Source organism: Rhizobium sp. BK491, assembly GCF_014194925.1.
Taxonomy (GTDB): domain Bacteria; phylum Pseudomonadota; class Alphaproteobacteria; order Rhizobiales; family Rhizobiaceae; genus Rhizobium.
The window spans coordinates 485439-503443 of record NZ_JACIAR010000002.1; the positions used below are offsets into that span (position 1 = coordinate 485439).

Sequence of the window (18005 nt, forward strand, 5' to 3'; positions counted from 1 at the left end):
ATGTCTTATGCCGTCAAGAACCTGAACCAGGGCAATCGCGAGCTGATCGCCTTTCGCATCGGCGACCAGGAATTCTGCGTTAACATCATGTCGGTTCGGGAAATCCGCGGCTGGACGCCCGCAACGGCCATGCCGCATGCGCCGGGATATGTGCTCGGGATCGTCAACCTGCGCGGCGCGGTGCTGCCAATCATCGATCTCTCCGCCCGGCTCGGGATGAAGCGGGCGGAACCGACAGTTCGGCATGTGATCATCGTGGCCCAGGTCAAGCGCAAGGCGGTCGGTCTTCTGGTCGATGCGGTTTCGGATATCCTGACCATTACCGACGACAGCATACAGCCGACGCCGGAGGTTTCCTCCGATCACGAGCGGCAGTTTGCCCGCGGCATCGTGGCGATCGATCGCCGCATGATCTGCCTGATCGAACTGGAAGCCCTGTTCCCTGAAAGCGAAAGCGAGGCTGCATGAGCATGATGGGAGCAATGGATTTTAAGGCGTCTCCGGACGAGGTGCTGGCGAGCGGCGAATACCCGCTGACGCGCCGCGACCTCTCGGAAATCGCCGCAATGATCTATGCGGATGCCGGCATTTCTCTCAACGAGAGCAAGGCGTCGCTGGTCTATTCCAGGCTGTCGAAGCATATCCGCGCGCTGGGCCTCGCCGGCTTCCGCGACTACTGCCAGCTGGTGTCGTCGCCGGCGGGAAGTGCGGCGCGTCGCGAGATGCTGTCGCATCTGACGACGAACTTCACCCGATTCTTCCGCGAGAACCATCATTTCGATCATTTGCGCGACGAGGTTCTGCCTGGTCTCCTGGCGCGCGCCAAGGCCGGCGGCCGGGTGCGCATCTGGTCTGCCGCCTGCTCCGACGGGCAGGAGCCTTACTCGATCGCGCTGACGGTGCTTGCCTTGATGCCGAATGTCGCCGATTTCGATTTCAGGATCCTGGCGACGGATATCGATCCCAAGATCCTCGGGCTTGCCCGCGCCGGTGCCTATGATGAATCTTCGCTCGAAACGGTTTCTCCTGCCATGCGCAAGCAGTGGTTCCAGGAAGTCAATGTCCAGGGTCGCCGCAAATTCCAGATCGACGATCGCGTCAAGCGGCTCATCACCTTCAACGAACTGAACCTGCTCGGGCAGTGGCCCTTCAAGGGTCTGTTCGACGTCATCTTCTGCCGCAACGTCGTCATCTATTTCGACGAGCCGACCCAGACGAAAATCTGGACGCGCTTTGCCGGCCAGCTCCAGGATGCCGGCCATCTCTATATCGGCCACTCCGAGCGCGTAGCCGGGGAGGCCAAGCACGTCTTCGACAATATCGGCATCACCACCTATCGCTATCTCGGCAAGACCGCGGGAAGGAAACCATGAATTCTCCCGCTCGTGTTCTTGTCGTCGATGATTCCCCAACCATGCGGGGTCTCATCACCGCCGTCCTGCGTGCCGATCCAGAGGTCGATGTCATCGGCCAGGCTGGCGACGCCTTGGAAGCGCGCGCCGCCATCAAGGCGCTCAATCCGGATGTCGTCACCCTCGATATCGAGATGCCGAACATGAACGGCCTCGAATTCCTGGAAAAGATCATGACGCTCAGGCCCATGCCGGTCATCATGGTCTCCACCATGACCCATCGTGGTGCCGACGCGACGCTTGCCGCCCTCGAAATCGGCGCATTCGACTGCGTCGGAAAGCCCTCGCCGGGCGAGCCGCATCCTTTCGGCGATCTGGCGGATAAGGTGAAGGCGGCTGCCCGCTCGCAGCGTCAGTATGTGAAGCCCAGCGCTCAGCGCGTGCCGCCGCCGGCCGTCGCGGACTTCCGCGTGGGGCGTAAGATCGTCGCCATCGGTTCTTCCACGGGCGGCGTCGAGGCCCTGATCAATGTACTGCAGAAATTCCCAGCCAACTGCCCGCCGACCGTCATCACGCAGCATATGCCGCCGACCTTTACGCGCAGCTTCGCGGAACGGCTGAACCGTCTCTGCGCCCCTGTTGTCCAGGAAGCGACGGATGGCGCAAGGCTGGAAATCGGCAAGATCTATCTGGCGCCGGGCGGCGAAAGGCACCTGCGGGTCGCCAATACCTCCGCGCCCCATTGCCGTCTGGTGGACGGCGGGCCGGTGAACGGCCATCGCCCTTCCGTCGACGTGCTCTTTGATTCGGTTGCCGAACTGGCCGGCCGCAATGCCGTCGGCGTGATCCTGACCGGTATGGGGCGCGACGGCGCCGCCGGTCTTCTCAAGATGCGTCATGCCGGCGCGCGCACCATCGGCCAGAATGAAAAGACCTGCGTGGTCTACGGCATGCCGAGGGTCGCCTACGAGCTTGGCGCCGTCGAACAACAGTTTCCGCTGAACGCCATTGGCGAGGAAATTTTGAAAATAACAGCCGCCCGAAAGGAAGGGAGCGAATAATGTCTCTAGCGGAGAAAATCAAAGTTCTGATCGTTGACGATCAGGTCACCAGCCGTCTTCTGCTCAGCGATGCGCTGACGCAGCTCGGCTTCAAGCAGATCACGGCTGCCGGCGACGGCGAACAGGGGATGAAAATCATGGAGCAGCAGCCCCATCATCTAGTCATCTCCGATTTCAACATGCCGAAGATGGATGGGCTTGGCCTCCTGCAGGCCGTCCGCACGAATCCGACGACGAAGAAGGCGGCCTTCATCATTCTGACGGCGCAGGGCGACCGGGCGCTGGTGCAGAAGGCAGCGCAGCTCGGGGCAAACAACGTGCTTGCCAAGCCCTTCACCATCGAAAAGATGAAAGCTGCCATTGAGGCTGTCTTCGGAGCTCTGAAATGATCGTCGAGGGTGCTGCCCGTCGCGTGCATATCATTCAGGGCGAGTACACGGTCATCAGTGATCCCGAAGTGGTGCTGACGACCATCCTCGGCTCCTGCGTGGCGGCCTGCCTGCGCGATCCCATCGCCGGCGTCGGCGGCATGAACCATTTCCTTCTCCCTGGAATGGCGAACTCGCCGGTGAGCGGTGGCGATGCGACGCGTTACGGCGTGCACCTGATGGAACTTCTGATCAACGGTCTGCTGAAGAAGGGCGCAAGGCGCGACCGGCTGGAGGCGAAAGTCTTCGGTGGCGCCAAGACGATCGCGACCTTCTCCAATGTCGGCGAGCAGAACGCGATCTTTGCCATGCAGTTTCTGAAAGACGAGGGTATCCCGGTCGTCAGTTCCAGCACGGGCGGCGAGCACGGGCGCAAGATCGAATATTGGCCGATTTCCGGAAGAGCCAGGCAATATCCGCTGACCGGCGCCGAGACACAGAAGACCGTAGCGCTGGAACAGCGTCCGGTCGTGGCTCCCAAGCCAGTCGACAACACGATCGAATTTTTCTGATCAGCGAGGCAAGTGCATGACCCCCTTTCAGCACGTTGAGACGGCTGCCATTGAGGAGACGCTTCCGGCTATCCTTCTGCGCATCGTTTCCGAATTGCATGACATCGCCTATCTGATCGAACGCGTCGAACCTCAGCTGCTTGACATCAGCGATGCCAATATACTGGCCTCGCCGGAGGCCATGAAGGTCGTCCAGGGCATCGATCTTGCGGTGCAGAAGACGCGCGGCATCGCCGAATTCATCGATACCATTGCCGGAGCGATGCCCGAGGCCTGGACGGTGGATCTGGCAACGGCGCTGAGCCTCGTCAAGCTCACAGAAATGCAAAGGGCGCTTGGCGGCAGCAGTTTTCACGCACATTCCCCGTCCATGGCCCAGCCCCTGGTCCAACCCATGGCAAAGGCTGCGGGCGATTTCGACTTCTTCTAGCTGCCGCCGACGATAGATACTGTTTTTCTTATATAATCTTCCGATTCTTTCCGGCTTTTTCCTGGGCTCTTCTGGCCGGACGAAACGCTCGCACAAGTTTCGATTTCTATTTTCGCAGCAGGTTACAAAGCCATCAGGTCTTTGACGAATCGTGCGAGAACAGAATGAATCTGTTAAATCAATTAGTTCCCCTGTTTCGGAATCTGCAGAATCTCGGGAGAACGCGGCTGATGATCATGGGAGGCGTAGGCGCCGCCTCCGTGCTGCTGATCCTTTTGGCGGCCCTCTACGTCAATAAGCCCGCTCAGGAGACGCTGTATGTCGGCCTGGACGCGACGGATCTCAATCAGATCAGCATCGCGCTCGCTGAAGCCAAGATCAATTTCCAGGTCGGCACGGACGGTTCTAGCCTGACCGTTCCGGCAGGCATGACCGGCAAGGCCCGCGCGCTTCTCGCCGAGCGCGGCCTGCCGACGAGCGGCAAGGCCGGCTATGAGCTCTTCGACAATGTCGGTTCGCTCGGTCTGACTTCCTTCATGCAGGAAGTTACCCGCGTGCGTGCTCTCGAGGGTGAAATCAGCCGCACCATCACTTCTATCGCCGGTATCAGCGCTGCCCGCGTCCACATCGTCATGCAGGATGTCGGCAACTTCCGGAAGGCGGATCAGAAGCCGACGGCATCGGTCATGATCCGCGCGAGTGCGGAGGCTGCCCGCAAATCGGCTTCGGCTATCCGCCATCTTGTCGCCTCTGCCGTTCCCGGCCTGGAGGTCGACGACGTCACCATCCTCGATTCCACCGGCCAGCTCCTCGCATCGGGAGATGATCCCGGCAACGGAGCGCTGAGCCGCAATCTCGGCATCGTGCAGAACGTCCAGAGCGAAGTCGAATCCAACATCGACAAGGCCTTGGCGCCCTTCCTCGGCATGGACAATTTCCGTTCCAGTGTGACGGCGCAGTTGAATACTGACAGTCAGCAGGTGCAGGAAACCACCTTCGATCCCGACTCGAAGGTCGAGCGCTCCGTCCGCACAGTTAAGGAAGCGCAGAAGTCGCAGCAAAGCCAGCCGGACACCGCAGCCACCGTGGAGCAGAATATCCCGCAGGCGGCTCCGAAATCCGGTGGCAACTCGCCGACGTCGAACGACCAGTCCGACAAGCGCGAGGAGCAGACCAACTACGAAATCAACAGCAAGACGACGGCCACGACCCGCAACAGCTACAAGATCGAAAAGCTCTCCGTTGCCGTAGTGGTCAACAAGGGCCGCATCGCGCAAATGGTCGGCGAAGGTGCCGACCAGGCGAAGGTCGATGCCTATATCGCCGAGATGCAGAAGATCGTCGCAACGGCAGCGGGCGTCGATCCGGCCCGCGGCGACATCGTCACTGTCAATGCCATGAATTTCCTCGACAGTCAGCTGCTTGAAGATACCTCCTCCAGCTTCAGCATCACCGACATGCTGAGTCGCAACATGGCTGGCATCATCAACTCGCTGGCCTTCGTCGCCGTCGCTGTCCTGATCATCTGGATGGGCTTCCGTCCGCTGATCCGCTCGCTTGGTGGTGCAAATGGCAGCGCAGCGCTGCCGGAAGCGGCTGGCCTCGAGCTGCCAGACTTCGCACCGGCTGTGGGTGGCCCTGGCGCGGCTCTCATGGACGGCTTCGGCTCGGACTTCGGTTTCGACAGCACCGACGATCTGCTGACCATGGGCGACGATGCCGGCACCTTCAACCGCCGCGTCAAGGAAGGGCCGGAGCGCCGCCTGTCCCGCATGGTGGAAATCAGCGAAGAGCGCGCAGCAAAGATCCTCAGAAAATGGGCCGTCGACCAGGCAGCCTGATGAAAGGACCGGGAAATCTCCCGGTCTTTTTTTGTCTAGGCAGGTGGCATTGGAGCCTGCAGCGCCGTCGATTTGAACCTGTGATTAATTAGTCGCTATAAGCCGAATTGACGTGCTCGTAAGATGGAATTCAAAGGACATACAGTTGTTGGGTATGGAGAATCGACTTACAAATACTGTGCTTATTGCGTAATACATGAATAAACGGAACGATTCGGCCCCGCTTTTCGGCGTTTCGCATGTCTAAGTTCGTAGAGTTCAAAGCGGAAAGATTTAGTCCATGGTTCGCGGTTTGTGTTTGCGGCGATGTATGCCGACACGATTGCGGATGTCGAATTCAGAGGCGAGCTATGCTCACCTTCCCGAACCCGCCGGGATGTATCTGTGCCGCGGTCGAGAAAGACCCGGCTTCGATGTTTCATCGAGATATATCGCCGGTTCTCTGAGGTGAAGGGATTGGGTTCTGACGAAACAATGCTCTCGTTGACGGCCGATCGTCCAACAGCGGCAGGAAATGCAAGTATGGACATGCAGATATCGCAGGTAAGCAAAGGCGATAGGGATGCGCGATCGAGCGTGCCCGCCAGAGCCATCTCGCGCGAGCAGCTCGTTCTGCAGCTGAGTGCCGTTTCCGGCCCTGCCTATCTGCAAGCCGGCCTTCATGCCTTGGCGAGCTATGCCGGTGCCTCCCATTATCTTCTGGTTCGATCCGATCTCATTCAGGAAAGCGGTCTCGACTTCGTGATTGCCTCCGATTGGCCCTTCGATCTCGTCCGGCGTCTGGCGACGGAACTGACGAGCGGGTATGGCCGTATCGGCGAGTTGGAAAAATGCATGGCGCTGTTTCAGCCGAGCCTGGCGGCCCTGCCGGATGATATCGCGCTGCCTGACGGTATAGGCCGTCAGTATCACGCCTTGACGTTCAATGTTGGCCGAACACGCTTCTCGTTGCTGCTGCTGGCGAATGAAGCGGCAGTACTGTCGCCCGAGCGGCTGAGGGACGTCGGCCTCCTCGCCGGCTATCTCGCCAGCTCGACGCGTTGCTTCGAGGGTAAGCTGGAGCGCGACTTCGAGCTGACCGAGCGCGAACTGGAATGCCTGTTCTGGATCGCCGAAGGCAAGACAAGCGACGAGATCGCCATGATTCTTGGGATCTCGCGCAATACCATCAATAACTACATCACCAGTGTCATGCGCAAGACCGCGACCAAGACCCGCTCGGAAGCGATCGCCTTCGCCGTGCGCAACAATCTCGTTTAAGGGCCGACCGGATGCGCTATCAGCCAGACAGGACAATGGGTATGCCGACCGAATCACGGCTTACCCGTTCCGGGCGGATTTCCGGCCGCTCCGATCTGTTCCCGAAGCTCGTGTCGATGCAGAGGCTGATCGATGCACAGCATTTTGCCGTTTATCGGCTGCACGGCTCAGGCCTCCCGCATAAGCAGCGCCTGGTATGCGAGCTCGATAATTGGGGCTCGGCCAACTCGGTCGCCGGCAAATCCTTCGTTGAGGCCTATGGCGAAGCGCTGATCGAGCATGTCGACAAATCGCTGCTGCCGCTGATGTGGAACGGGCGCGATAGCGACAGCACGGCCGAGACGCCGGATTTTGCCGCCTTCACGCAGCGCCTGAAGCCGCATCTCCTGCCCTTTGCCGGCGTTGCCTTTCCCGTGCGGCTCGGTGCCGTCGGCAATGGCTACACCGTCTTCACGGCCAAGTTCATGGACCTTTCGAGCGATATGATCGTCGAGCTGCACGGCCGCAGCTGCCAGCTCATGATGGAGCTCCTATCACTGGATGAACGCCGGTCACAGGCTGCCGAAGCGCTGAGCGAGCGCGAAATCGCCTGTCTGCAGCTTGCCGGCGATGGACGCATCAGCGAGGAGATTGCCGAGAAACTGGGATTGTCGGTACATACGGTCAATGCCTATCTCGGATCGGCGACGATCAAGCTCGATAGCGTCAACCGCATCCAGGCAATCGCAAAGGCGATCCGCTTCGGCTACATAAGCTGACGCTGCACCGAAACGGATCATCCTCGCAAGTCTTGCAATGCTGGATTTTTCAGACTGCGTGTGCCGCTTCGCCGCGGACGAGATAACGTGCGTCTCTCAGGCTGCGTGCAAGCAGCGCCGTATTTTCGTCCGGGTCGGACGAGGCCTTGTCGAAGGCGATGTGGCTGATTTCGATGCCCGCATAATGTTCCGTCAGCGCGAGCTTGGCATAGATGGTGATGCCCCGCGGCTTGATCTCCAGATCGAGCGTCACTTCCGCCGGCCCGCCCCACTCGAGCTTATAGTCGCCGCCGAGCCCGAAGTTGACCGTGCCGGGAAGAAAATAAAGCTCAGCCGCCGAGGCCACGAGATCACCGAGATTGCCATATCGTTCGAAGCGCAGCAGCGAGATCAGGTCGGCGGCATCGAGAAGGCGCAGTTCGCTTGCGACCGGGCTGATGGCTTCGGCTAATATTTGTTCGCGCTGGGCAGAGTAGGGGCATTTTTTCATTTGGTTTATCGTACCCGTTTTTTCGTCTGCGCCGCATAGACCCGATGGATGAGCTCTGCGACAGCTTTGTAAAATGCTGATGGTATGACGCTATCAACCGAGACTTGCGCAAACATGGAGCGTGCGAGTGGCGGATCTTCGAAAACGGGAATATTGTTAGCCTCAGCTATCTCCCTGATTTTCAAGGCAATAAGATCCTGGCCCTTGGCAACGACGACGGGCGCGTCGTTTTCCTCGCGCACATAGCGCAGCGCGACGGCAAAGTGGGTCGGGTTGGCGATGACGAGCGTGGCGCGCGGCACCTGTTTCATCATGCGGCGGCGGGCGCGGTCGCGCGCGATCGAGCGCTGGCGCGACTTGACGATCGGATCGCCCTGCGATTGCTTGTGTTCGTCCTTGATTTCCTGTTTCGTCATCTTCAATTGGTCGAACCAGTGGTGTCGGCTCCACAGCAGGTCGGCGATGCCAACGACGATGGTCGCCAGCAGCACGATAATCAGGATGCGCTGAACGATCGTCGAGAGCCGCACGAAGATGGTCTGCGGGTCGGACACCATCGAATCGATCGCGTGGAAATACTGGCTGCGCAGCACAAAAAACATGACGATGCTGACAAGCACGATTTTTGTGAGGGATTTGCCGAATTCCACCAGGCCGGTGGCGCTGAAGATACGCGTGAACCCTTTGGCCGGCGATATGCGCGAAAACTGTGGCCTGATTCGTTCGAGAACGGGGGTCGGCAGGTTCTGGAAGATCGAGGCGCCGATCCCGAAGACGAAGAAGAGCACCACGGCCGGCAGCACCATATTGCCGACTTCCCAGCCTATGCGCGTAAACAGCGATATGGCGTCCGGGCCTGTTTCCAGCTGCCATTGATCCGGCTTTTCGAAAAGGTCGCGTAGAACCTCGCCCATGCGGCCCATGCGCTCTGGCAGAAAGAAGGTGACGTAGATGACAGTCGCGAGCATGGAAGCAAAGAGCGTCGCTTCCCTGGAGTGAGGGACATTGCCCTTCTCGATCGTATCGCGGAGTTTTTTCTCCGTCGGTTTTTCTGTTTTACTGTCCTTGTCTTCGTCAGCCAAAGCAGCCGCCCTTTGCGAAACGGAAAGAGGCCGCGCATGATACGCGGCCCTCAGATCATCAGTTTACGATGTTTTGGCTGAGTCGCGCCGTGCTTATGCGGCTTCTTCCACAGGCGTATTTTCCTTGGCCTTGAGCTCGATCTGGCCGGAGTTGGCCAGACGAATGGCTTCCTGGGCGATGGCACGCCGGGCAATTGCGATTTCGCGCGGATTGATGCCGGCATTGCCCATCTGCAGGTCGGATTCGATCATGCGGCGCTGACGCGGGCTGATCGAGGACAGCACGATCTCCCGGATCTCGTTGCCGGATCCCCGCAGCGCCATCGTCAGGATGTCGGCGGCGATGTCGTTGAGCAGCAGGACGCGGCTCGGCTGCGGCATGCGCGTGAGATCGTCGAAGAGGAAGATCTTCGGGCGCACCTTCTCGACCGATTCCTTGTTGATCGATTCCAGCGAGCTCAGCAGGGTATCGACGACCGGCTTGTCGAGTTCGTTCATCAGGTCGGCGACCTTCGTGGAACCGGAGGCGTTGCGCTCTGTGTCGATCTCCGCCATCAGCCCGACCACGCGGTTTTCGATGATCTGGGCAGCCTTCGGGCTGACATCCTTGATGTTGACCGTGCGGTTCATGATGTCGGCGCGCTGTGCCTCGGGAAGCTGCAGCAGGATCTTGGCACCGAAGGCCGAAGGCATCATGGAGAGCACATAGGCAATCGTCTGAGGATGCTCGCGCAGGAAGAACTTGGCAACGAAGACCGGATCAGCCTCGCCCAGGCGATCCCAGATGGAGGTCTCGTAAGCCTGGAAGGCGGTACGGCGGCCGAGCAGACTGTCGACCTCGTCGGGCGTCAGGCCCTCTTCGAGGATGCTCTCGATGGCCTTGGCGTTGTCCATGAGGCCGGCGCCCTCGGTGAAGAGGTCCTCGAATTCCGCCACGAGCTGCGCCAGCTCGTCCGGCGGAATAACTCGCAGTGATTGCGCCGAGGCGATGATCATCTGCAGCTCGTTCTGCGTGAAATATTTCAGCAGCCGTCCAGCCACTTGCTTGCCCATGGCGAGAAGGACGGCGGCTGCCTTTTCAGTCTGAGATAACGGTTTCTCGGCGATCGCGCCGCTGAAATCGTCAAAGTCCATCATGGTCTTCGTCTCCGTCCCGCAAGGGGGAGTGGGCTCGTCATGAGCAGGGTTCAGCTTTTCTTCGCGTTATAAATTTCAGTGAGCTTGATGCCGAATCTGGTGTCGTCATGTTCCAGAACGGTAATCTCGCCCCGGCCGATTTTGCGGCCGTTCACGGTAATCTCGACCGGCTCGCCGATCTTCTTGTCGAGCGCGATGATTGCGCCTTCAGTCAGGTTCATCAGGCCGGATACCGGCATGCGGCTGCTGCCGAGCATGATCTGGACGTCGATCGGGATGTCCATGATCAGGTCCATATTGGCGGTCAGCGCGCTGCCGGGAGCAACCGATGCGGCCGCCGCCGAAGCGACGCCGAATTCGCCGTCATCGAAGGCCGGAGTGGAATTGTCGTCGCCGAAATCGCCGAAGGTGGAAAGGTCCGTGCCCGTTTCGGCGCCGAATGCGTCGGCCTCGAAGTCGGGCAGGCTGCCGTCATTGTCTTTCTTCAGGACGCCCCGCAGACCATCGATGGCCTCGTCCAAGGCGGCATCGCTGTTCGAAATGTCGAGCGATTCCTCGCTGCTTTGCTGTGTCGTCTTCGTAGCCATGAAATCACTATTCCAGTTGAAACTTGCCTCAAGCTGCCGTGAGTGGGCTCACACGCCAGCAGATCAATTCATCAAGTGTCGAAGAAGCTCGTCGTCGGAGTTGACGTTGTCCTTGACGCGCACGGTATAATTTTCGCCAGAGCGGCCGAATTCGCAAATGTAGAGGTCTTTGCTGTTGGCGCTGACCTCGACCCGGACGTCGCCGCTATGATCCATGAATGGAATGACATCGCCGACCGCGAGCTTGGAAATGGTATCGAGCGTCAGCGATTCGAGCCGAACTCGCGCTTCGAGCGTTACCTGCGAGCGACGCACCTGCTCGCTGAGCTGCTCCGACCATGTCTGGGAAGCGGTCGTCGGGTTCTTGGCGCGAGGCGTGCTGACGACGGTGCGCAGCAGGTCGCGTTGCGGTGCGATGATAACGATCTGCGAAATCGACTTGCCGAGCGAGATCGTCATCGTGATCGCAGCGGCAAAATCGTTACCGTTGTCACCGATGGCCGCCGGGCGGTCCTCGATATTGTAGGGCGGATCGAGGTAGGGCTCGAAACCGCCGGCTGCATTCACCGCCGAACGAAGCACTTTGGCGATCTTTTCGAACACCATGACGGAAAGATCGAGTTCGATCACTGAAAGTGGCCGCGCGACCGGCGCTTCCATATCTTCCGCGCGCGCACCCAGCATATGCTCCATCAGCGTCATGATAAAGCCGGCGCCGCAGCCGAGGATAAAGTTAGGCGCCCAGTTGCGCAGCGAACCGTTGACCAGCGCATGATGGCCACCGAGCCCGGCGATCAGCTCGTTCATCGAGCCGGACTGATGGCCGGCATAGGCGATGTTGATGTCCAGGCCCGTCTCGGTCTTGATGATGTCGGGCAGGAATTCGGCATAGACCTGGGCGAAGGCGGTGCCGAGTTTCGCAAGCGTCGCCTGATCGCCGAGATTGCCTGTAAGCTTGGCAAAAAGGGTGCGGTCCATCGTCTGTGCTCTGTGCGCGGATTGCTGGCTCATATTCGTCAGGCTGCCTTGCTCTCACCGCCGGGGTTCATCATTTCCTGCTCGACGGCATCGATCGATGGACGTTCGTAGGAAGAGATGGTCTTGCGGCCGTATTCGAGGGCGACCTGCGGCACCGATCCGTTCATGTAGGCAAGCAGCGTCTGCTTTACGATGACGTAGAGGCGATGCTGCTTGTTGCGCACGACCTTGATCTGGGAAACCAGCGGTGCGCAGACGGAATAGGACAGGATAATGCCGAGGAAGGTGCCGACCAGCGCCGAACCGATGAGATGGCCGAGCACCTCGGGTGATTCGTTGATGTGGCTCATGGCCTTGATGACGCCGAGAACGGCAGCGACGATACCGATCGCCGGGAAGGAATCGCCCATGATCGTGATCGAATGATAGGGCTTCATCTTGTCGTGCTGCATCGTTTCCAGCTCTTCGTCCATCAGTGCCTCGATCTCGTGCGAGCGGGCATTGCCGATGATGATGAGCCGGACGTAGTCGCAGATGAAAGCCGTCAGATCCTTGTTCTTCAGTACCGTCGGAGCAGCCTTGAAGATCGCCGATTCATCGGGATTGTCGATATGGGCTTCGATCTCGTTGCGCGACTTGGTGCGCAGATCGCGCATCAGGGCATAGAGTACGCCGAGCGTGTCGAGATAGTCACGCTCCTTGGGAACCGCGTGGCGGAAGGCCTCTCCGAGCGCTTTGCCGGAATCCTTCACCACCTTCATCGGATTGGCCATGATGAAGCCGCCGAGACCGGCGCCTGCGATAATGACGAATTCGAAAGGCTGGAACAGCGCACCTACATCTCCGCCCATAGCCATGAAGCTGCCTATGATGCAGCCGCAGGTCACTACAAATCCGATAATAATATTCATCGTCGGTCCACACCTGAACGTTGCTTCATATGACGAACTAGGGGACCTGCCTTGCGTGAGGCTGTTCGATGGGTCTCCGAACATCCTTTTTGCCTTGTCAGCTTCGCACAAGCCAAGCCCTGCAGGATTGCGGGTAAGGGCATCCATGCCCCGCTAACGAAATGTAGGAGCGCCTGCGGCGTTTCCTTTCCCGTTATTCTCCAATGTCCGGAGGGCGTTGAAAATGCAGTCTGGTATTTATGTCGCGCTGTCATCCCAGATGGCGCTCGAGCGGCGTCTGACGACGATCGCCGACAATCTGGCGAACGTGAACACGACGGGCTTCCGTGGCACCGAGGTCAAGTTCGATCAGGTCCTCAGCAATACGGAAAACAAGCTCAACGCCAAGGTCGCCTTCGTCTCTCAGGGCAACGATTATCTCTCCACCGACAATGGCGAACTTCAAAACACCGGCAATCTCTTCGATTTTGCCGTCAAGGGGGATGCCTATTTCGGCATGAATACGCCGGCCGGCCTGGTGCTGACGCGCGACGGCCGCTTCACCATGACCGAAAGCGGCGCGCTGGTTTCCACGCGCGGCTTCCCGGTCCTCGATCCGGGCGGTGCGCCGATCCAGCTCGACCCCGCCGGCGGTCCGCCGAGCGTAGCGTCGAACGGCACGATCACGCAGAATGGCCGGAGCATGGGTCAGATCGGCCTCTATAGCGCCGATGTCAGCAAGGGCTTCCTGCGCTACGAAAACAGCGGCATCCTGCCGACCGATACGCCGCAGCCGGTGATCGATCGCTCGAGCATCGGGATTGCACAGGGCTACCTCGAAAACTCCAACGTCAACGGCATGCGGGAAATGACCAATCTTATCGAGGTCAGCCGTGCCTTCGACAATATCAGCACGCTCACCAGCAGCAGCGAAGGCACGCTTACCGACGCCATCAAAACCCTCGGCGGCAGCCAGTAAAGAGGGCTTGTCATGGTCGAGGATCGGTTGCCGGAGGGCGCGCTGTCGCCGAAGCTTTCGCATATGGCCGTCCTGGCGGGCCAATATGCGCTGGCGGAGAATGCCGTGGCCCATGGCGGTCATGTGCGCACCATCGCCGCTGGACACTATACGGTTGCCGGTCTTTCCAGGCAGGTGCGCCTCGGCGATTTCGTCGCGCATCGGTCGTCGACCGGTGTCCATCTCGGCGAAGTCGTTCGCGTCGAACCCGAACTCACCTATGTCTGTCCGATCGAGCCGGGCGAGCCGATCGGCATCCAGGACACCATCATCCGCAAGGGTGCTTTCCGTATCGCGCCCGATGACAGCTGGTGCGGCCGCACGATCAACTCGCTCGGCGAGCCGATCGATGGCCTTGGTCCCCTGACATCGGGTCTGGAAGCGCGCTCGATCGCAAATACGGCACCGCCGTCGATGATGCGAAAGCGCGTCGAAACCGGCTTCAAAACCGGCGTTCGCGCCATCGATATCTTCTCGCCGCTCTGCCTTGGCCAGCGCCTCGGCATCTTCGCCGGCTCCGGCGTCGGCAAGTCGACGCTGCTGTCGATGCTGGCGAGAGCCGATGCTTTCGACAAGGTGGTGATCGCGCTCGTCGGCGAACGCGGCCGCGAAGTGCGCGAATTCATCGAGGATACGCTGGGTTCCCACATGCAGAAGTCGGTCGCCGTCGTTGCGACCAGCGACGAGAGCCCGATGCTGCGCAAGATGGCGCCGCTTTCGGCCATCACCATAGCCGAGCATTTCCGCGACAGGGGCGATAACGTTCTCCTGATCGTCGATAGCGTCACCCGTTTTGCTCATGCCATCCGCGAAGTGGCGACTGCCTCCGGCGAGCCGCCGATCGCACGCGGATATCCGGCGTCCGTCTTTACCGAGTTGCCACGCCTTCTCGAGCGGGCAGGCCCGGGACCGGAGGGAACCGGCACCATCACCGCCATCATCTCCATCCTGGTCGATGGCGACAATCATAACGACCCGATCGCCGATTCCACCCGTGGCATTCTCGACGGTCACATCGTGCTGCAGCGTAGCCTGGCCGAAGAGGGACGCTATCCGCCGATCGACCCGCTGGCATCCGTGTCGCGTCTGGCGCGCAAGGCCTGGACCTCGGATCAGGAGAAGCTGGTTTCGCGCCTGAAGGCATTGGTGCATCGCTACGAAGAAACGCGCGATTTGCGCCTGATCGGCGGTTATCGCCAGGGCGCCGACGCCGATCTCGATATCGCGGTGCGCCAGGTCCCGATTATCTACGACATACTGAAGCAGACGCCGGGCGAAGAGCCGTCGGCGGATGCTTTTACCGATCTCGCGACGGCGCTCAGGAATGCTTCGGGCGGCGTCCCCGCCAGGGCCAAGTGATGGTCGTCCGTCGCACGATCTCGTTTTTTCCTGTCCGCAAGCCTGTCGAAGATTGCTGAACGTCATGCTGAGAAAGAGGCCGCAAGTGAGAGAATCCGAAGCAGACGAACCGGTCGCCCCGCCGAAATCGGCGAGAAGGCGAACTGTTGCGGACAAGGCTCTGGCCTTTACCGGGCTGGCGCTGGCCGGCGCCTCGGCCTTCTTTCCCTGGTATGTCTTTCTGAACCCGGAGAAGTTCGGCATCCAGGTGGCCGAAGGCGATCGCACCCGCGATCTGCCCAACTGGCCTGGCCGCGCCGTTGTCAGCGTTTCGCCGCTTGCCATGGTCAACAAGAATCCCTCGCAACCGAAGGATCTCATCCCCGATCCGCTGACGACGGCAACGGTCAGCGATACCGGCCGTGAGGATGACAAGGGGCCGCCGGCCGATCAGCAGCCGTTCCCCGGCAAGTCTGCCTTCCAGCTGCTGCATGTCGCCAATGGCCGCGCTCTGATTGAGGACGACACCGGCATGTATGTCGTCCGTGTCGGATCGCTTCTGCCTGACAGCAGCCGGCTGGCTTCGATCGAACAACGGGAAGGAAAATGGGTCATCGTCACCTCGACGGGCGATGTCTACGGCAGCAATTGAGGCAAGCACGGAATCGCCTGGATTTCAGGCACTCGAAGACTTTACAGGAACGCATTTCCCGCAAGTCCCACGCAAGATTATCCCGCTAGATTCACAGTGTAAGAACGGAGAGAAGCCCATGCAACCCATTCAGCTCTTTGACCTGGCCTCGCGGCAAGCGGAGTGGCTCCAGGTGCGTCAGCAGGTTGTTGCCGGCAATATCGCCAATGCCAATACCCCGAAGTTTCACGCCAAGGATGTCACGCCGTTCCAGGCGGTTCTGGACAACCAGAACGTCAACATGGTCCGGACCAGTCCTGCGCATCTTTCGGGCAACGAATTCAGCACGAGCGGCAACGTCAACGTCGAAGAGGCGCCGCTCAACCAGGAAATTGGTGTCCAGGAGTCGGGTAACACCGTCGGCCTGGAAGACGAGCTCGCCAAGGCCGGTGACATCAAGCGCCAGTACAGCTTGAACACCGCCCTCGTCGGCTCCTTTCATCGCATGATGTTGATGGCCGTAAAACAATAGATGAAGTGAAGATGTCATGGACCCCTTATCAGCCGCATTGAAAATTGCAGGCTCCGGCCTCGAGGCTCAATCGACTCGCCTGCGTATCGTCTCCGAAAATATCGCCAATGCCCGCTCGACGGGCGACACGCCGGGTGCCGATCCTTATCGGCGCAAGACCGTGACGTTCGGTGCCGAGATGGATCGTGCCAATGGCCTGACCACGGTCGGCGTCAAGAAGCTCGGCGAGGACACGGGCAAGTTCGTCGAAGAATACGATCCCAGTAATCCTGCCGCCGACCAGAAGGGCTACGTCAAGATGCCCAACGTCAACGTTCTGGTCGAGATGGCCGACATGCGGGAGGCCAATCGTTCATACGAAGCCAATCTGCAGACGGTCAGACAGGCCCGTGATCTCATCTCCTCCACCATTGATTTGCTGAAGAACCAATGATCGACGCGATTAAGAATGTAGCCTCCCTCTCGGCGACACGCGGCCTTGGCAGCATCGCCACGGATATGACCTCCGCCGCTTCCAGCGCGCTGAACGCCTCGCCGGCCGTTGCCGCGGGCGTAGATGCCGGAATGAGCTTTGCGTCCGTCATGTCGAATGTCGCGAAGGATTCCATCAATTCGCTCAAGGATGCTGAAAAAGCCTCCTTTGCCGGTATCAAGGGCACGATGAGCACCCGCGAGGTGGTCGATAAGGTCATGCAGGCCGATCAGACCCTGCAGACCGCGATCGCACTGCGCGACAAGGTGGTCTCGGCGTTTCTCGATATTACGAAGATGCAGATCTAGTGCGGGGTTTTCCGCTCTAATTATTTGATTTGGCGTGAGTTGTTCGCAGGCCGCTTCGCGGTTTCGGAGATCCCGCCCTGGCTCGAAGGACGAAAGCATGAGAGCGCTCGCAATTGCCGCGACGGGCATGGACGCCCAGCAGACCAATCTCGAAGTGATCGCGAATAACATCGCGAATATCAACACGACGGGTTACAAGCGCTCGCGCGCCGAGTTTTCCGACCTTCTTTATCAAACGGAACGCGCCAAGGGCATTGCCAACAGGCCGAACCAGGCGGTGGTGCCGGAAGGCGCCAATATCGGCCTCGGCGTGCAGACCGTGGCCGTACGCAACATCCAGGTCCAGGGCCAACTCTCGCAGACGCAAAACGATCTCGATATCGCTCTGGTCGGTCGCGGCTGGTTCCAGATCCAGATGCCCGACCGCACGATCGCTTACACCCGCGCCGGCTCTTTCAACAGAAGTGATACCGGCCAGATCGTCACGCCCGATGGCAACACATTGGCGCCGGGCATTACCGTTCCGAACAATGCCACCAGCCTCACCGTCAGCCAGTCCGGCCAGGTTTCTGCAATCATCGGCACGGCGACCACGCCGACGGTACTCGGCCAGTTGCAGATTGCCAATTTCGTCAACGAAGCCGGCCTGCAGCCGATGGGCAGCAACCTCTTCACGCAGACGCCGGCCTCCGGCGATCCGGTTGTCTCAGATCCCAACCAGAACGGCTTCGGCTACATGAAGCAATTCTATCTCGAATCGTCGAACGTCGATCCGGTCAAGGAAATTACCGATCTGATCACCGCACAGCGCGCCTATGAGATGAATTCGAAGGTCATTACCACGGCCGACGAAATGGCGCAGGTCGTCAGCAAGAACCTGAAGTAACGAGAGGGACGGGC

At 59.8% G+C, this 18005-nt stretch carries 22 protein-coding genes; 16 read left to right on the forward strand and 6 right to left on the reverse strand.

Going from position 1 to position 18005, the window contains the following annotated elements; genetic code table 11:
• The 9 genes from FHX05_RS10230 (at position 1) to FHX05_RS10270 (ending at position 7642) form a co-directional block, all read left to right on the forward strand.
• Positions 1-468, forward strand: a complete 468-nt coding sequence (locus tag FHX05_RS10230) for a chemotaxis protein CheW (RefSeq protein ID WP_112336546.1) — start codon at positions 1-3, stop codon at positions 466-468.
• Positions 465-1373: a protein-glutamate O-methyltransferase gene (locus FHX05_RS10235; RefSeq protein WP_112608099.1), complete on the forward strand. Its 909-nt coding sequence runs from the start codon at positions 465-467 to the stop codon at positions 1371-1373. The genes FHX05_RS10230 and FHX05_RS10235 overlap by 4 nt, the downstream gene beginning before the upstream one ends.
• Positions 1370-2413 carry a protein-glutamate O-methylesterase CheB gene (cheB, locus tag FHX05_RS10240; RefSeq protein ID WP_112608101.1) on the forward strand — a complete coding sequence of 348 codons (1044 nt, stop codon included), beginning with the start codon at positions 1370-1372 and terminating at the stop codon, positions 2411-2413. The genes FHX05_RS10235 and cheB overlap by 4 nt, the downstream gene beginning before the upstream one ends.
• Complete coding sequence (locus FHX05_RS10245) at positions 2413-2802, forward strand: response regulator (protein ID WP_004128537.1); 390 nt, start codon at positions 2413-2415, stop codon at positions 2800-2802. The genes cheB and FHX05_RS10245 overlap by 1 nt, the downstream gene beginning before the upstream one ends.
• Positions 2799-3353 carry a chemoreceptor glutamine deamidase CheD gene (gene cheD / locus FHX05_RS10250; RefSeq protein WP_112336543.1) on the forward strand — a complete coding sequence of 185 codons (555 nt, stop codon included), beginning with the start codon at positions 2799-2801 and terminating at the stop codon, positions 3351-3353. Before FHX05_RS10245 ends, cheD begins: the two co-directional genes overlap by 4 nt.
• Before the next feature lie 16 nt (positions 3354-3369).
• A complete protein-coding gene (locus FHX05_RS10255; RefSeq protein WP_183713080.1) occupies positions 3370-3783 on the forward strand; it encodes a hypothetical protein in 414 nt (137 codons plus the stop codon).
• 164 nt (positions 3784-3947) lie between these two features.
• On the forward strand, positions 3948-5624 hold the full coding sequence (gene fliF / locus FHX05_RS10260) for a flagellar basal-body MS-ring/collar protein FliF (RefSeq protein ID WP_112608103.1): 1677 nt from the start codon (positions 3948-3950) through the stop codon (positions 5622-5624).
• Between the two features lie 522 nt (positions 5625-6146).
• Positions 6147-6884: a helix-turn-helix transcriptional regulator gene (locus FHX05_RS10265; protein WP_015338787.1), complete on the forward strand. Its 738-nt coding sequence runs from the start codon at positions 6147-6149 to the stop codon at positions 6882-6884.
• Positions 6885-6925: 41 nt separating this feature from the next.
• Complete coding sequence (locus FHX05_RS10270) at positions 6926-7642, forward strand: helix-turn-helix transcriptional regulator (protein WP_246698892.1); 717 nt, start codon at positions 6926-6928, stop codon at positions 7640-7642.
• 49 nt (positions 7643-7691) lie between these two features.
• Here FHX05_RS10270 and FHX05_RS10275 read toward each other — a convergent pair whose 3' ends face one another.
• From FHX05_RS10275 to motA, 6 genes are all read right to left on the reverse strand, one after another.
• Positions 7692-8132 (reverse strand): hypothetical protein, encoded by a 441-nt coding sequence (locus tag FHX05_RS10275; RefSeq protein WP_183871483.1) that lies wholly within the window; start codon positions 8130-8132, stop codon positions 7692-7694.
• A 5-nt stretch (positions 8133-8137) separates the two neighbouring features.
• Positions 8138-9214 (reverse strand): flagellar biosynthesis protein FlhB, encoded by a 1077-nt coding sequence (gene flhB, locus FHX05_RS10280; RefSeq protein ID WP_183871485.1) that lies wholly within the window; start codon positions 9212-9214, stop codon positions 8138-8140.
• Positions 9215-9307: 93 nt separating this feature from the next.
• Complete coding sequence (gene fliG, locus FHX05_RS10285; protein WP_112336537.1) at positions 9308-10351, reverse strand: flagellar motor switch protein FliG; 1044 nt, start codon at positions 10349-10351, stop codon at positions 9308-9310.
• Positions 10352-10401: 50 nt separating this feature from the next.
• Positions 10402-10938 (reverse strand): flagellar motor switch protein FliN, encoded by a 537-nt coding sequence (fliN, locus tag FHX05_RS10290; protein ID WP_183713073.1) that lies wholly within the window; start codon positions 10936-10938, stop codon positions 10402-10404.
• Between the two features lie 63 nt (positions 10939-11001).
• Entirely contained in the window at positions 11002-11949 is a 948-nt protein-coding gene (locus FHX05_RS10295) for a FliM/FliN family flagellar motor switch protein (protein ID WP_183713069.1), read from the reverse strand.
• Positions 11950-11954: 5 nt separating this feature from the next.
• A complete protein-coding gene (gene motA / locus FHX05_RS10300; RefSeq protein ID WP_015338794.1) occupies positions 11955-12827 on the reverse strand; it encodes a flagellar motor stator protein MotA in 873 nt (290 codons plus the stop codon).
• A 223-nt stretch (positions 12828-13050) separates the two neighbouring features.
• Between motA and flgF the strand changes: the two genes are divergently transcribed.
• The 7 genes from flgF to flgG all read left to right on the forward strand — a co-directional run bounded on the left by flgF (position 13051) and on the right by flgG (position 17991).
• On the forward strand, positions 13051-13785 hold the full coding sequence (flgF, locus tag FHX05_RS10305; protein WP_015338795.1) for a flagellar basal-body rod protein FlgF: 735 nt from the start codon (positions 13051-13053) through the stop codon (positions 13783-13785).
• A 12-nt stretch (positions 13786-13797) separates the two neighbouring features.
• Positions 13798-15183 (forward strand): flagellar protein export ATPase FliI, encoded by a 1386-nt coding sequence (gene fliI, locus FHX05_RS10310; protein ID WP_112397932.1) that lies wholly within the window; start codon positions 13798-13800, stop codon positions 15181-15183.
• An 85-nt stretch (positions 15184-15268) separates the two neighbouring features.
• Positions 15269-15814, forward strand: a complete 546-nt coding sequence (locus FHX05_RS10315) for a flagellar protein (RefSeq protein WP_183871487.1) — start codon at positions 15269-15271, stop codon at positions 15812-15814.
• A gap of 118 nt (positions 15815-15932) precedes the next feature.
• Positions 15933-16325, forward strand: a complete 393-nt coding sequence (flgB, locus tag FHX05_RS10320) for a flagellar basal body rod protein FlgB (RefSeq protein WP_112336532.1) — start codon at positions 15933-15935, stop codon at positions 16323-16325.
• A gap of 16 nt (positions 16326-16341) precedes the next feature.
• Positions 16342-16758 (forward strand): flagellar basal body rod protein FlgC, encoded by a 417-nt coding sequence (flgC, locus tag FHX05_RS10325; protein ID WP_112336531.1) that lies wholly within the window; start codon positions 16342-16344, stop codon positions 16756-16758.
• Positions 16755-17105, forward strand: coding sequence for a flagellar hook-basal body complex protein FliE (locus FHX05_RS10330; protein WP_112608115.1), 351 nt, complete (start codon positions 16755-16757; stop codon positions 17103-17105). The genes flgC and FHX05_RS10330 overlap by 4 nt, the downstream gene beginning before the upstream one ends.
• Before the next feature lie 97 nt (positions 17106-17202).
• Positions 17203-17991: a flagellar basal-body rod protein FlgG gene (flgG, locus tag FHX05_RS10335; RefSeq protein WP_015338801.1), complete on the forward strand. Its 789-nt coding sequence runs from the start codon at positions 17203-17205 to the stop codon at positions 17989-17991.
• Positions 17992-18005 lie beyond the last annotated feature (14 nt).

Bases quoted from the DNA above. Each gene is read 5' to 3' on its own strand.
- FHX05_RS10275 (WP_183871483.1), bottom strand. From the start codon at position 8,132: ATGAAAAAATGCCCCTACTCTGCCCAGCGCGAACAAATATTAGCCGAA.
- FHX05_RS10255 (WP_183713080.1), top strand. From the start codon at position 3,370: ATGACCCCCTTTCAGCACGTTGAGACGGCTGCCATTGAGGAGACGCTT.
- cheD (WP_112336543.1), top strand. From the start codon at position 2,799: ATGATCGTCGAGGGTGCTGCCCGTCGCGTGCATATCATTCAGGGCGAG.
- FHX05_RS10245 (WP_004128537.1), top strand. From the start codon at position 2,413: ATGTCTCTAGCGGAGAAAATCAAAGTTCTGATCGTTGACGATCAGGTC.
- cheB (WP_112608101.1), top strand. From the start codon at position 1,370: ATGAATTCTCCCGCTCGTGTTCTTGTCGTCGATGATTCCCCAACCATG.
- flgG (WP_015338801.1), top strand. From the start codon at position 17,203: ATGAGAGCGCTCGCAATTGCCGCGACGGGCATGGACGCCCAGCAGACC.
- flgF (WP_015338795.1), top strand. From the start codon at position 13,051: ATGCAGTCTGGTATTTATGTCGCGCTGTCATCCCAGATGGCGCTCGAG.
- fliN (WP_183713073.1), bottom strand. From the start codon at position 10,938: ATGGCTACGAAGACGACACAGCAAAGCAGCGAGGAATCGCTCGACATT.
- fliG (WP_112336537.1), bottom strand. From the start codon at position 10,351: ATGATGGACTTTGACGATTTCAGCGGCGCGATCGCCGAGAAACCGTTA.
- flgB (WP_112336532.1), top strand. From the start codon at position 15,933: ATGCAACCCATTCAGCTCTTTGACCTGGCCTCGCGGCAAGCGGAGTGG.
- FHX05_RS10295 (WP_183713069.1), bottom strand. From the start codon at position 11,949: ATGAGCCAGCAATCCGCGCACAGAGCACAGACGATGGACCGCACCCTT.
- FHX05_RS10330 (WP_112608115.1), top strand. From the start codon at position 16,755: ATGATCGACGCGATTAAGAATGTAGCCTCCCTCTCGGCGACACGCGGC.
- FHX05_RS10230 (WP_112336546.1), top strand. From the start codon at position 1: ATGTCTTATGCCGTCAAGAACCTGAACCAGGGCAATCGCGAGCTGATC.
- motA (WP_015338794.1), bottom strand. From the start codon at position 12,827: ATGAATATTATTATCGGATTTGTAGTGACCTGCGGCTGCATCATAGGC.
- fliF (WP_112608103.1), top strand. From the start codon at position 3,948: ATGAATCTGTTAAATCAATTAGTTCCCCTGTTTCGGAATCTGCAGAAT.
- FHX05_RS10265 (WP_015338787.1), top strand. From the start codon at position 6,147: ATGGACATGCAGATATCGCAGGTAAGCAAAGGCGATAGGGATGCGCGA.
- FHX05_RS10235 (WP_112608099.1), top strand. From the start codon at position 465: ATGAGCATGATGGGAGCAATGGATTTTAAGGCGTCTCCGGACGAGGTG.
- fliI (WP_112397932.1), top strand. From the start codon at position 13,798: ATGGTCGAGGATCGGTTGCCGGAGGGCGCGCTGTCGCCGAAGCTTTCG.
- flgC (WP_112336531.1), top strand. From the start codon at position 16,342: ATGGACCCCTTATCAGCCGCATTGAAAATTGCAGGCTCCGGCCTCGAG.
- FHX05_RS10270 (WP_246698892.1), top strand. From the start codon at position 6,926: ATGCCGACCGAATCACGGCTTACCCGTTCCGGGCGGATTTCCGGCCGC.